Origin of the sequence: Neobacillus canaveralius, from assembly GCF_047237705.1 — a bacterium.
Taxonomy (GTDB): Bacteria; Bacillota; Bacilli; order Bacillales; family Cytobacillaceae; genus Neobacillus; species Neobacillus niacini_K.
The window spans coordinates 2,304,758-2,318,732 of the sequence record NZ_JBDFLL010000001.1; the positions used below are offsets into that span (position 1 = coordinate 2,304,758).

Annotated in this window: 11 protein-coding genes and 1 other annotated feature; all 11 genes read left to right on the forward strand. The window is 38.4% G+C overall.

The annotated features are described in order from the left end of the window. The first annotated feature begins 316 nt into the window (after positions 1–316). The 11 genes from ABC255_RS11880 to ABC255_RS11930 all read left to right on the forward strand — a co-directional run bounded on the left by ABC255_RS11880 (position 317) and on the right by ABC255_RS11930 (position 13,957). On the forward strand, positions 317–1,069 hold the full coding sequence (locus ABC255_RS11880) for a helix-turn-helix transcriptional regulator (protein ID WP_412993695.1): 753 nt from the start codon (positions 317–319) through the stop codon (positions 1,067–1,069). 210 nt (positions 1,070–1,279) lie between these two features. Continuing rightward, on the forward strand, positions 1,280–2,644 hold the full coding sequence (locus ABC255_RS11885) for an MFS transporter (RefSeq protein WP_412993696.1): 1,365 nt from the start codon (positions 1,280–1,282) through the stop codon (positions 2,642–2,644). A gap of 48 nt (positions 2,645–2,692) precedes the next feature. Then, positions 2,693–3,544: a creatininase family protein gene (locus ABC255_RS11890; protein WP_412993698.1), complete on the forward strand. Its 852-nt coding sequence runs from the start codon at positions 2,693–2,695 to the stop codon at positions 3,542–3,544. Between the two features lie 194 nt (positions 3,545–3,738). Beyond that, positions 3,739–3,986: a binding site (T-box leader), on the forward strand. 120 nt (positions 3,987–4,106) lie between these two features. Beyond that, positions 4,107–4,913, forward strand: a complete 807-nt coding sequence (locus ABC255_RS11895; protein ID WP_412993700.1) for a YitT family protein — start codon at positions 4,107–4,109, stop codon at positions 4,911–4,913. A gap of 198 nt (positions 4,914–5,111) precedes the next feature. After that, positions 5,112–6,116 carry an aldo/keto reductase gene (locus tag ABC255_RS11900; protein WP_412993701.1) on the forward strand — a complete coding sequence of 335 codons (1,005 nt, stop codon included), beginning with the start codon at positions 5,112–5,114 and terminating at the stop codon, positions 6,114–6,116. A 434-nt stretch (positions 6,117–6,550) separates the two neighbouring features. After that, entirely contained in the window at positions 6,551–8,812 is a 2,262-nt protein-coding gene (locus tag ABC255_RS11905) for a glycoside hydrolase family 3 C-terminal domain-containing protein (protein ID WP_412993703.1), read from the forward strand. A gap of 567 nt (positions 8,813–9,379) precedes the next feature. Beyond that, complete coding sequence (locus tag ABC255_RS11910) at positions 9,380–10,411, forward strand: LacI family DNA-binding transcriptional regulator (RefSeq protein ID WP_412993705.1); 1,032 nt, start codon at positions 9,380–9,382, stop codon at positions 10,409–10,411. Beyond that, the gene (locus ABC255_RS11915) at positions 10,398–10,892 is read left to right on the forward strand and encodes a NanQ anomerase/TabA/YiaL family protein (protein ID WP_412993707.1); all 495 of its coding nucleotides are present in this window, start codon (positions 10,398–10,400) and stop codon (positions 10,890–10,892) included. The genes ABC255_RS11910 and ABC255_RS11915 overlap by 14 nt, the downstream gene beginning before the upstream one ends. 26 nt (positions 10,893–10,918) lie before the next feature. Then, the gene (locus ABC255_RS11920) at positions 10,919–11,377 is read left to right on the forward strand and encodes a tripartite tricarboxylate transporter TctB family protein (protein WP_412993708.1); all 459 of its coding nucleotides are present in this window, start codon (positions 10,919–10,921) and stop codon (positions 11,375–11,377) included. Positions 11,378–11,387: 10 nt separating this feature from the next. Then, a complete protein-coding gene (locus ABC255_RS11925; protein ID WP_412993710.1) occupies positions 11,388–12,896 on the forward strand; it encodes a tripartite tricarboxylate transporter permease in 1,509 nt (502 codons plus the stop codon). Between the two features lie 50 nt (positions 12,897–12,946). Further along, positions 12,947–13,957 carry a tripartite tricarboxylate transporter substrate binding protein gene (locus ABC255_RS11930; protein WP_412993712.1) on the forward strand — a complete coding sequence of 337 codons (1,011 nt, stop codon included), beginning with the start codon at positions 12,947–12,949 and terminating at the stop codon, positions 13,955–13,957. The last annotated feature ends 18 nt before the right edge of the window (positions 13,958–13,975 follow it).

A 13,975-nucleotide genomic window follows, 5' to 3' on the forward strand; every position in this document is an offset into this window, starting at 1 on the left:
TTCCCCCATATTCTGTATAGATAAATTATCCTATTAAATATACATATGAGAGTTAAGTGAATGAAATACTTGCCATATTTGTTTAGGTTGGAGTAAAACCTCATTTTTGAATACTTCCCAGAACTGTTAAAATTAATTCCACAATGATTTGGGGTCAGCCTTCCGGTGCGTTAAAGCTTTATCCCACCAGGGGAATCACCGCATTTGCTCAATTGCTCAGATAATAGGGACAGTTCCTAGAATTAAATACAAAGAGTCGCTAAGAAAAATATAATATGATACAATCTTAGACAAATTACATAAGGCAGGGACTTAAATGAAGGAACATCGGCAATCAGATACTCCAAATTCCTATATAAACCGAAATGGACCTTCGCCCGAATACATTGAAGCTGTCCATAAACTAAGGGAGAAATTACTACAAGGAATTCAATTATGTGATCGGGATATAATAGATGAATATGAAAGAGCAGGTTCTCTGAAATTTAGCGATGAAAAATTAAACATTCTTAACAGAGTCCCAAATAATAAAGTTCGATCCCTCAAAAATATTCTATTATCACATAATACCCTTTATAGTTATGCAGCCGAAAAGGGAGGGTTAAGTGCATGGCAATGCCACTTTATATCGGAAAAATATGCAATTATGATTGAACATGCCGAATCCCTATCAGAACTGGATACGATTCATTCCAATATGGTAACAGAGTATTCCAATCCAACCATCCGAAAATCTAAAAGTGATAACTTATCCATAGTGGAGAAAGCCGAAAATTATATAGAAATGAACTTTTCAGAGGACATTTCGATGGAGGAAATGGCAGGGAAAATACATGTTCACCCTTCCCATTTAATGCGCGCCTTTAAGAAAGAAAAAGGAACAACCATTAGTCATTTTCGAAATCTGAGAAGAATAAAAGAAGCAAAACAATTGATCCTTTTCTCTAATCTTACCATGACAGAAATTGCCATTATGGTTGGGATTAGCAACTCCCAGTATTTTTCTAAACTTTTCAAAGAGGTAGAAGGAATCACTCCTGTAGAGTATAAAAAGAAGACTAAAAAATAAACAATATCTATATGTAGAGGCGCATGAAAAATCATGCGCCTATTTTTTTGCTAACATTCGCGCAATTATACTATAAAAACGTGCAATTGTAGTGCAAAAGTGTTTTTACTATTCGATGTATACTTGTAATCAAGTACTAGCTGAAGCGCTTATAGATAGAAACCGAATTTTTCACAAAAATGTAAACGGTTAAAAAGGGGAGAGTCAATCATGAAAAAGTTTGGAGTTAAAGACCAAGTTGGATATATGCTGGGAGATGTTGGAGGAAGTTTTGTTAACTTGTATATCGGGTCATTCTTTATCGTGTTTTGTACCTATGTATTAGGTGTAAGCCCTTACTTTATGGGGACGATGTTTTTAGTCGGTAAAATATTCGATGCAATTGTGACTGGAATTATGGGTACCATTACGGACCGTTATAGAATAGGAAAAACCGGAAATAAGTTCTTGCCTTGGATCAGCTTTTCGAAATGGTTACTCGCTGCAGCATGTTTAATCGCTTTTGCTGATATCTCAAGTTGGGGATCTACCGCAACTCATATTTGGGTAGTAGCTGCTTATTTGTTCTTCTGCGTTGCTTATACGGCTGATGCTATTCCTTATGGTTCATTAGCATCTGTTATCACCAATGATCCTGTTGAACGAACAAAATTATCTCGTGCCCGTTCAATCGGCGGTATGATTGTTGGCGTTGGATTCTTATCGTTTGTTCCAATGTTCATCTATGATAAAGCAGGGAATGTCGTTCCCGAAGCATTCTTCTATATTTCGATTGTATTTAGTATTTTATCATTATTATCCTACACTGGGCTTGTAAAATTAACAACTGAACGTATCCGTGATGAAAAGCCAACTGGTTCTAAACCAGATTACGATTTCAAGGACGCATTTAAAGAGGCATTTTCTAACAGACCGTTAATCGGTATGATGGTGGCAACTCTCGGTTCTACCTTAATTATTTCTGGTGTTGCTACTTTAGCTGCATATGTATTTGCTGAGTATTACAACATGCCTGGTGCTTTTGCGATTAACTCCTTCATTAGCATGGGAATTATCCTTGCGTTATTCGTAATCATTCCAAAACTTGTAGCAAAATTCAATAAACGCAACTTGATTCTGGCTACATCTGCTTTCAGTTTAGTTGCATCTGCTTTAATGACTTTGGTTACTTTTGAAAATGTATATGTATTTGCAGCCTTATATAATATCGCAACAATCGGTTCATCCGTGTTCGTTATCCTTGTTTGGGCATTGGTTACAGACTGTATCGATTATACAGAGTACAAAACTGGTAAGAAAATTGAAGGAACTCTTTACTCCCTCTATTCTTTCGCTCGGAAAGTAGGAATGGGATTAGGAGCAGCGGTCGGAAGTTACTCTTTAGGATGGGTTGGCTTTGTATCTGGTGCAAAATCACAACCACAAGAAGTGGCGGAAGGTATCTTAAAAATGTACACAGGTATGCCAGTTGTTGCATTTATTCTTATCCTAATCGGAGTAGGTTTAATATTTAACCTAAATTCAAAGAGCACAAATGAAATGTATGCTGTATTAAAAGAAAGAAGAGCGTCTTAAAAAATAAGGCGATTCCTTTAATAAAAGAAATGGTAGGAGAGGTTTACATTGCGTACTAGATTTCTTTCAAAAATGACCAATGGGGAAGTTGAAGAATACTTAAATCGAAATGACATTATATATGTTCCGGTTGGAGTTACAGAAACGCACGGAGCTTTACCGCTTGATTCTGAAACTGTATTAGCGGAAGCAATTGCTTTAAAAATGGCGGAAGAATCAGATGGGCTTGTTTTACACAACCTGCCTTATTTCTTCCCAGGCGGAACGATTGTTGGCCGTGGAACCATTCAAATGAGCATAAAAGATGGCATGGCTTATTTAGATAAGATTGCAAAGTCATTACTAAATCAAGGCTTTAGACGACAAATCTATATTACTAGCCATGGTCCGGCCCATATGACAGTTAGCGGAATGGTGCGTGATTTCTTTGATGAAACAAAAGTGCCTGCTCTGTATATGGATGTTTTAAAAGCTGCTGAGGCAGCCAAAATTAATCTGATGGATTCCTTTCATGATATGACCATTGGCGCTTATAAAGTATTAGGCAGATTAGAAGATGTTCCGTTGAATGTACCTGAATCTCATTCTGTTACGTATGATGTGCAGCATATGTTAACCGGGATGGGGAAGAATCCTGGAAACGTATTAGGAAAATACGCTTATCAATCCGGTGCAGTAGGTTCTTACTTTAACGAACCTTCTGACCATATGGCAACACCGCTTTTAAAAACACCTAAAGAAAGAGAAGTATTTGCAGATAGGGGTGTTCAAGCGATTAATGAACTTGTAATGGCATTGGATATGCCGACGATCGTTGAAACACTTCGTCAAGTGGATGTGTTTACTAAAGAAACCATTCTTCCTAGATACGGGGTTCACTTGCCAGGAGGAAATGAGTAAGAAGAAAATAACAAGTCGTGCGAACCGATGGGTATCGTGCGACTTGTTTTGTTTCAATGAAGAAATCAAACGTTACATAGCTTGCAGAAAAAATTGTTATAATTGGAAATTAAATCCGTAATATTCAAAATAATGATATATTGGAAAAGTATATTGACAATCTTATTTTCCCTCTGGTAGATTACTTATAATAATAAAAATCAGTGACGAGAGAAAGTAAGAATAGAGTCCAGCTCCCAGAGAGTGGGTGCTTGGTGAAAGCCGATGGACACTTTTTTCTGAAAATCATCTACGAGATACAAAGCAAACACAGTAAGCTTTGATGGATTTTCCACCGTTATAAGGGAACACGTATGATGGTACGTTGACTGAAAGCGGATTGTTTCTTTTTGCGAAACTAGTGGAATATGGGTGGTAACGCGTGCACAAACTCGTCCCTATTTTAGGGGCGAGTTTTTTGTAAATAATAATAAGGCCAAACGTTATCGAAATCGACTATCCTCGTAAATCTAATCTATTTATTGTTTTAACTTATTTTTCTAGAAACGGGGGTTCAATAGCTATGAAAAATTTAATTGTCGTCGTTGGTTCGTTGATTGTTGCATTTGGCTTTAATGTCTTTCTGGTGCCATACGGGATTTTGAGCAGCGGAATAAGTGGTATTGCCATTTTGATTGGGTTAGTCACTCCATTTGATATTGGTTTAATGAATTTCTTGCTCAATCTTCCATTACTTGTTTTGGGATACTTTAAACTTGGTAAGTTGATTACATTCAATACACTGATTTGTGTTGTATCACTCTCCGTTTTCTTATATCTTTTGCCAACTGTTCCTGTAACAGACAATATATTGCTGTCGGCGATCTTTGGTGGAATTATCGGTGGCATTGGAGTTGGAATGATCTTGAAATACTCTGGTACCTCTGGTGGATTGGATATCATTGCGATTATCCTTTCACGAACAAGTAATGTCAGTGTGGGTCTTCTACTGACGGCGATGAACGGCGTCATTGTTCTAATTTCTGGTGCTGCTTTCAATTGGAATATTGCATTATATACGCTGTTGTCGATCTATTTGACCGGTAAAATGATTGATACCATTCATACCAATCATATCAAATTAACGATGCAGATTGTGACGACAAAAGGAGAGTTAATACGAAGGGATTTACTAGAATCAATCTATCGAGGTATCACTATCACAGAAGGTTTTGGCGGCTATACAAATGAACCAAAACAGATTTTAATGATGGTGGTAACACGTTACGAAACCATGCAAATTAAAAAAATTGTCCGCAGCCATGATGAAAAAGCCTTTATTAATATATTTGAAACCGTCGAAGTCGATGGTCAATTCGCTAAAAATTAAAGATAAAAATGCCAGGGACCTTCCAACTTTATGGCTGGTGCCTGGCACTTTTTTTGCACTTTTCATAATGATAATGAACAATTTCCATGATTTTGTTCATTATTAAACATTTTTTACTCATTTAACAATTGTAAGAATCACGGATATTTTTATACTAGTAATGAGAGATTAAAAACATTTGGAAAGTGAGGAATTGAAATGGAATATACAAAACTTGGGAACACGGGATTAGATGTATCTAGGCTTTGCCTTGGTTGTATGGGTTTTGGGATAAAGGAACGTTGGATGCACCCTTGGGTTATTGATGAAGAGAGCAGTCGAACTGTTATTAAAAAAGCTCTTGATGTAGGGATCAATTTTTTTGATACTGCGAACGTTTACTCAGATGGAACGAGTGAAGAATTTCTTGGACGTGCTCTTAATAATTTTTCAAATCGAGATGAAATTGTTATTGCAACAAAGGTTTATTTCCCGTTGGGCAAAGATTTAAACAGCAAAGGTCCGAACAGCAAAGGATTATCCCGAAAACTTATTATGAGCGAAATTGATAAGAGTCTTAAACGACTTGGAACGGATTATGTTGATCTGTATCAAATTCACCGCTGGGATTACAACACACCAATTGAAGAGACGATGGAAGCACTCCATGATTTAGTGAAGGCTGGGAAGGTAAGATACATAGGTGCATCAGCCATGTACGCCTGGCAGTTTTTGAAGGCGAACCATGTAGCTGAGAAAAATGGGTGGACTCGTTTCGTTTCAATGCAAAATCACCTTAACCTCATATACCGTGAGGAGGAACGGGAGATGCTACCATTATGCAAGGAAGAAAAAATTGGCGTGATTCCTTACAGCCCTCTAGCATCAGGTAGATTAACCCGTGATTGGTCAGAAGACACTCTCCGTTCTGAAACGGATGGAACTCAAAAATCTAAGTACGGTTCAACGGAACATAACGACCGTTTTGTCGTGGAACGAGTTGCGGAATTGGCAGAAAAACATGGTGTGCCAAGATCCCAAATAGCACTTGCTTGGCTGCTTCAGAAAGAACCAGTCACAGCTCCTATTATTGGTGCTACGAAAACTTCTCATCTTGAAGATTCGGTCGGTGCTTTATCGGTTAAGTTAACTACTGAAGAAGTTGGATATTTGGAAGAGCCTTATGTTCCACATCCTGTCGTTGGTGCTTTAGGTTCTAAGTAATATTGTGCTAGCAATAGATAATGAACAAATTGCATTTAATTAACGATTGTTAGCAATCAGTTCTTGGTTATAATATAGACAGAAGTTCAAAATACTGAGTGAACACAGGCAAAACCAAATGGATTGTTACTGGTCATTCAGGCAAAACCTAAATTGCAAATAGGAGAAGCTTTTGAAGTCTCCTATTTTGTGATTTAGGTTTTTTCTTTTAAAAAACCTCGATATAATCGCGGGTGCCTGGCACCTTTTATCTCTATTAGGCAGCAAAACCTTCCCCATGCGCCACAGGTTTGTCCACTTTCTCAATAACTGGGGAGTTCTTTATTGTTTCTGATTCTTTCTGATGAAGCAAATAATAAACCATATTGGTTGCAAAAACTATATAAGAAGGCGGGAAGTGACAAAAAATAAGCTAGTTTCTAGGAGGATTGGTTTTGGGTAAAGGAAATATTAAAGTATTAATAACAATTTTAATTTGTTGGCTTATATTGGAAAATGCAACTAGGACAAAGGCATTTATTAATACTCAACCTATGAAGTTGACCGATGAAGCATCAATTGAAAATGTAATGAAATCATTGACTATTGATGAAAAGGTACAATTGGTGATTGGCGCAGGTTACCCTGGGCCTAATGGCGTAGCCGGCTCTACCCGGTCTATTCCACGTTTGGGCATTCCATCGATTATCTTATCTGATGGGCCGGCTGGTGTAAGGATTGGAGGTCTCTTTGCCGGAGCTCCGCCAAGAATTGCAACCGCATTTCCAATCCCGTCCTTACTTTCTGCAACATGGGATGTTAAACAAATGCAAAAAATGGCAAAAGCCATGGGCATGGAGGCAAGAGAATATGGAGTGGATGTCTTACTGGCTCCAGGTGAGAATATCCAACGTGACCCGTTAGGTGGAAGGAATTTTGAATATTATTCGGAGGATCCTTTTCTAACAGGATCTATGGCTACTGAGTTTATTCGCACTGTTCAAGAAACAGGTGTTGGGACTTCTATTAAACATTATGCAGCGAACAATCAGGAAACGAACAGAACGAAAATCAATGCGGTAGTTCCGAAACGGGCTTTAAGAGAAATCTACCTTCCCGCATTTGAAATGGCCGTTAAGCAAGCAAAACCATGGACCGTGATGAGTGCCTATAATGCCGTAAATGGTGTTTTTGCAACTCAGAATCGTACTATCTTAACCGATATTCTTAGGGATGAGTGGGGCTTTAATGGTTTGGTCATGTCTGATTGGTGGGCTGTCAAGAATCCCGTCGCCGCTTTGGAGGCAGGAAATGATTTAATTATGCCGGGAGATTACAGAGGGCCACTGCCTATGCCGGAGTTAGGTAAAGAGTTGTACACTAAAGCTTCAGCACCATCTCCGGAATTATTAAAAGCGGCCATTCAAGACGGTATTCTTAGTAAAGAGGCTCTAGACTCAAGCGTTCGTAATATGTTGAAGCTTATCATTAAGACACCCACCTTCAAAGGCGAGTATAAGAATGTAGATTATCAAACTAAAACAGCCTTATCCAAAAAAACAGCTAAAGAAGGGGCTCGGGTCAATCGCGAGGTGGCACCTGAAGGGATGGTGCTTCTGAAAAATGAAAAGAAATCCTTACCGTTTAAGGGAGTCAAAAAGATAGGGGTAGCGGGAGAAAATGCTGTGGTCGATCTTGCTCAAAGTAAATTAGGAATTATTATTGGCGGTGGAGGAAGCGCAAAGGTTAATGTGGACCCAAAAAATGTTGTTTCACTAGTGCAGGGGCTAAAAAATGCGGATTATGCTGTGGTGGATTCGGTAAACGGAAAAAAGGTGATAGAAGGATTAAGTAAAAATGATGCTGTGAATTTAGCAAAAAATACGGATATTGGCTTGGTTTTTATCGGAAGGCAATCGACTGAAGGTGCGGATCGTCCTGATATGAGTATGAAACCGGAAGAGATTCAGCTTATTAAAGATCTTTCTGAAGCCTATCATGCAGAGGGGAAAAAGCTAGTGGTCGTTTTAAATATTGGTGCCCCAATTGAAGTTGCAAACTGGAGTGATTATGCAGATTCGATTTTGCTTGCATGGCAGCCTGGACAAGAAGGGGGCAATGCCATTGCAGATGTTTTAAGCGGCAAAGTAAATCCATCCGGAAAACTTCCTGTAACCTTCCCTGTAAAATACAGTGATGTACCTTCCTATGGAAATTTTCCAGGTGATACGATTAATAATGTAGTTCATTATACCGAAGGAATCTATGTTGGCTATCGTTTTTATGATACCAAAAAAATTAATCCCGCCTATCCTTTTGGCCATGGACTTAGTTATACAGACTTCGCCTTTTCAAATCTAAAATTAAGCTCAGCCAAGTACTTATTATCGAAGAACGAGCCACTATCAATATCGATGGATGTTACTAACATTGGACCGGTAGCAGGAAAAGAAGTCGTTCAGCTATATATCCATGATCAAAATTCGAAACTGGATCGACCCTTTAAAGAGCTAAAAGGCTTTAAGAAGATTTTCTTAAAGCCCGGGCAAACAAAAAAAGTAACCTTTACAATAGACAAAAGAGCTCTATCAGCCTTTGACGACAAATTAAACAAATGGATTGCTGAACCTGGTAAATTTACCGTTCTTATCGGAAGCTCATCACAGGATATTAAACAAGAAGCGGAATTTATGGGTGTAGGGAAGGATGTCAATTAAAAAACCATAAAATATATTGTTGCAATAGGTAGGGTTCCATTTGTTCCGAACATTCCTGGCGTTGACAGTAGATACCGGCATCTACACTGAAATGGCTGTTTATAAGAGAATCCTTTGGAGATACTAAATTTGTGGCACCCATTATGGGTGTCTTTTTCTGCTTCAAAAACAATTGCTAATAGAGTTAATATTGAGAATATTTTTAAAAAACTAATTGACATACCTAAAACCCATGTAGTATATTCTGTCTAAGGAATATATGAAACCGGTTAACCAATAAAAGTTCACACTAATAATCCCACGGGTTACTGATATGAGATAGGTATGGTCTATAATGAAACCGGTTAACCAATATTTTCCTTACATATGAAAAATAATGGAATTTTCTTGCAGTTTTATGAAACCGGTAAACCTAATTGTTTTACAATTAGAAGCATTTAGTCCTAGAAGATATCAAAGGTTTTTATAATTTTGGAAACGTTATCAAATTTTAGGTTTAATAGATTCACAGGTTATTCATTGAGCGTTTAGCAGATAGGATTCGTATCATTATAGAAGGTGATGAACATGGAAAAAGTACAAATTACGATTGCTGATATTGCAAGGCTTTCAAATGTGTCTAAAACGACTGTTTCGAGAATTATTAATGGAAACTATGGAAAGGTGAACAAAGAAACCAAGGAACGTGTCTTAAAAATTATTGAAGAATTAGATTACCAGCCCAACACGTTAGCTCAAGGGCTCAAACAGAAAACAACAAATGTCATCGGGATTGTGCTCTCCAAACTCCATCCCTTTTGGTCAGCTGTACTTGAAGGGGTAGAGGATGCTTGTCGCAGTAGAGGATATAGTTTGATGATTAGTAATACAGGCGATGATCCTGAAATTGAGGTTCAACAAATCAAGAGTTTTATCCAAAGAAAAGTAGATGGGGTTATTGTGAGTCCGACCATTCATAATAAAGAATTCTATGAAGAACTTATTAAACGCTCGTATCCGATTGTAGCAATAAGTCGTAAAACACCGAACTTATCTTTAAACACAGTAGCAATGGATGATATAAAAGGTGCATGGCTGGCAACAGAACATTTATTGTCCCTAGGTAAAGAACGAATCATGTTAGTAGTTTATCCTCCCAATGAGATCAGCCCAAGGTATGAGCGGGTTGCAGGATTTGAAATGACGTTAAAAGCTCATGGCAATAATCTTGGATGGGTTGAGATTGTAGAAGAAAAACCAGGAAGAGCAAAGCAAAAAATCATTGAAGTCCTTAAAGAAAAGAAAGTTGATGCGATTATCTCGACAAACAACAATTTAAATCTAGAAATCATGAAAGCCATAAAGGAATCTGGATTAAAAGTTCCCCAAGAGATAGCTATTGTTGGCTATGACGATTCTGATTGGGCGGAGCTCGTTGAACCGCCATTAACGACTGTCTATCAGCCTGCGTATGAAATGGGGGAAAAGGCAGCAAAACGATTAATCGAACTAATTAAGTCCTCAGAAAATTCAGAGTCTGAAACAACGATGTTTGATCCGAAACTCATCATAAGAAAATCCTGTGGAGAAAAGGAGAGTAGAGAATATGATCATAAGTGATTTACAAAATTGGGAATTTGAAAAAAGTGCTTTCCATACAGCTCTACACAAGGGGATAGAGTACATCAAAAATACGGATTTCGATGAACTTAAGCCAGGAAAATACGAGATTCAAGGGAATGAAATCTTTGCACAAGTCCAAGAGGTTGAAACGAAATCTATCGCTGAAACTGAACCTGAATCTCACTTACGATACATTGATGTTCATTATTTAGTAAAAGGGAGAGAAGAAATTTTAGGGATAAGCAAAATGAATCCCCAAAACCCTATTTCAATTGACAACTTCGAAACAAGGGATATTGCCTTTTACCAATCAGTAGAAAATGAATCCTTTATTAAATTGAAGCGTGATATGTTTGCTATCTTTTTTCCACAGGATATCCATCGTCCATGCTGCCATTTAGGAAACGCAGATTTAATCAAGAAAGTAGTAATAAAAATTGATTCCCATTTGCTTGATGATAAACGTTTTGTAGAATAATCGAATCTTTTCGTAAGGAAGTGAGCATGGTGAGAAGTTTAGGATTAGGTTTTATCTTGGCTATTTTCTTTCTTGTATGTAGTTTCGTTATGCTTTGGCAATCTTTACGAATGGGATATTACAGTGAGTATGGACCAGGCCCAGGTTTTCTCCCATTATGGATAAATGGCTTAATCATCATATTATCCGTCCTGTATATCATTCATGTAATGAGGAAGGGGGATATCCCGATTAGCAAAATACTTCCGAAGGGTGAGGGATTTGTTAATGTAATGGTTTCAATGGGTGCACCCATCCTGTTTTTACTGATAGTTCCTTATAGCGGTTTTATTACGGCTAGTACGATTACCTTGTTCATCCTTTTTATCCGTGGTTTTAAGTGGTATTGGAGTTTGGGTTATTCTGCAATTCTATCTTTTATTTTGTTCTGGATTTTTGGTACATTGTTGCAGGTTCCAATACCTGTAAATGTCTTAGGTTGGTAGGAGGGGGAAAATGGAAGCTTTTAGCTACTTACTTCAAGGATTTGAGACGGCACTTACATGGCAAAATCTATTATTCTGTGGAATTGGGGTTCTATTCGGTATGTTCGTTGGTGTCCTCCCAGGACTTGGACCTGCTGCAGGGACGGCACTCCTGTTACCGCTAACCTTCACACTTGAACCTGTTACAGCCATCATCATGTTAGCTGGGATCTACTATGGGTCCATGTATGGGGGTACGATTACTTCGGTGCTAATTAATACACCAGGTGAAGCCTCATCCGTTATTACCTGTATAGATGGATATCCATTGGCTAGACAGGGAAGAGCAGGAGCGGTACTTGGAATTGCTGCCATTGGTTCCTTTATCGGAGGAATAATAGCGATTACGGGTTTAGTTCTCATCGGGCCGTTAATTGCCAAACAGGCACTAAAATTTGGACCGCCAGAATACTTTTCGCTGCTGCTTCTAGGGTTAACACTATTAGTTGCTTTAATGGGGAAATCCCTTTTGAAGGGAATCTTAGGTGCACTTTTTGGTTTATCTCTCGCTTTTATCGGACAAGATCCAAGTTCCGGATACATTCGCTTTAATTTCGGTGAAACTTCTTTAACAAACGGAATCGAATTTATCACGATGGCCATGGGTTTATTCGGACTTTCAGAGCTGTTTTTTAACGCCGAAAAAAGTTTTAGTGCAAAAGCTGAAGCACCCCTAAAGGTGAAAGGGTTATTGCCGAATAAAGAAGAATGGGGTCCATCCATGAGAGCGATTGGACGTGGAAGTGTTCTGGGCTTTGTACTTGGGCTAGTTCCAGGATTAAACTCCGTCATACCAACAATACTTAGTTATTCAATAGAGAAGAAGCTATCAAAGGATCCATCACGATTCGGTAAAGGCGCAATCGAAGGGGTGGCTGGACCGGAAACGGCAAACAATGCTTACTCTGGCGGGGCACTGATTCCACTATTCACACTAGGGATTCCAACTTCACCTACCATTGCTATATTACTAGGTGCATTTATCATGCATGGTCTTACACCAGGTCCCACTTTATTCCAAACCAATCCTACGGTCGTATGGGGAATTGTTGCCAGTATGTTTATTGGAAACGCTATCTTACTCATCATGAACTGGCCATTGGCAGGTATGTGGGCAAAAATCACCAATGTTCCGTTTAAGGTGCTATTGCCTATCATCATGATGGTTACCATATTAGGAACATATAGCATTCGAAATAATTTGTTTGATGTAGGCATCATGATATTTTTTGGAATATTGGGATACTTTTTGAAAAAAGCAGAATTCCCGCTAGCTCCCATTATTTTAACTTTCGTGTTGGGAAGCCTTTTAGAGACAACTTTAATTCAGTCATTAACCATGTTTGAAGGTGAATTTTCTCAATTCTTTACTAGACCCATATCTGCAACCATATTAAGTATCGCGTTGGTTTCGATTCTTTTCAGTATTATTTCATCTTTACTAGGAAAACGGGTTGGAACTGAGGATGTAGAGATGTAGGTAAGTATTTTACTATTTTAATAAATTTCACTAAAAACGGAGGGGTATACGTGAAAAAGAAGTTGATCAGTTTAATCGTAGTGTTATTATCTGCCATTCTCATTGTGGGATGTGCACAGAGTGGGCCCGCTAAAAAAGAGGAAACGGCAGGAAAACAGGCGTCTGAAGAAATAGAGTGGCCAACAAAACCAATAAGATTTATTGTTCCATTCGCTCCTGGGGGAGGAACTGATTTAGCGGCAAGAACGCTTCAGCCTTATTTGGAAAAAGAATTAGGCGTTTCCGTTGTTATCGAAAACAAAACTGGCGGCGGTGGCTGGGTAGGATGGGGAGATTTAGCAAATAGTGAGCCAGATGGATATACTCTTGGCTATATGGTTTTCCCTAATATTTTCACAGGCTATTTGAACCCGACTGCTAACAGACAAGAAAAACTTGATAGTTTTGAATACATTGTAAGTCACCATGTAGATTCTGGGCTAATTGTTGTAAAAGGTGATGAGAAAAGGTTTAGCAATATTGAAGAATTCATCGAATATGCAAAAAAGAATGAAATCGCTGGCAGCAGCGGTGGTGTTGGTTCCTCTCCGCACTTTGCCGGAGTCCAGATTAATGATCAATTGGGGACAAATATTCGATTTGTTCATGGCAATGGAGGAGCAGAGGCAATCGCACAACTACTTGGCGGGCATATCGATATAGGATTTCTTGATTACTCATCTTCGAAAGATTTGATTGAAAGCGGAGAGTTAAAAGTGTTAGCCGTTCTTGGTTCTGACCGATTCCCTAAATTACCGGATGTTCCAGCTATCAATGAAGTCTTTGATACAGACATCCAAAAACTGTTAAGCAGGGGAATTGCTGCACCTAAAGGAGTAGATCCGGCTATTCTAGAAGAATTGGAGACTGCCATGGATAAGGCGATGAACAATCCTGAACATATTGAAAAACTAGCTGAACTTGGCGTGGAGATTCATGGGATTAAAGGCGAAGAATATATGAATTATCTAAAAGAACAAGAGGCATCTATGATTAAATTGAAAAGCGTATTTGGATGGTAATAGATTCTAAAGAGGAGG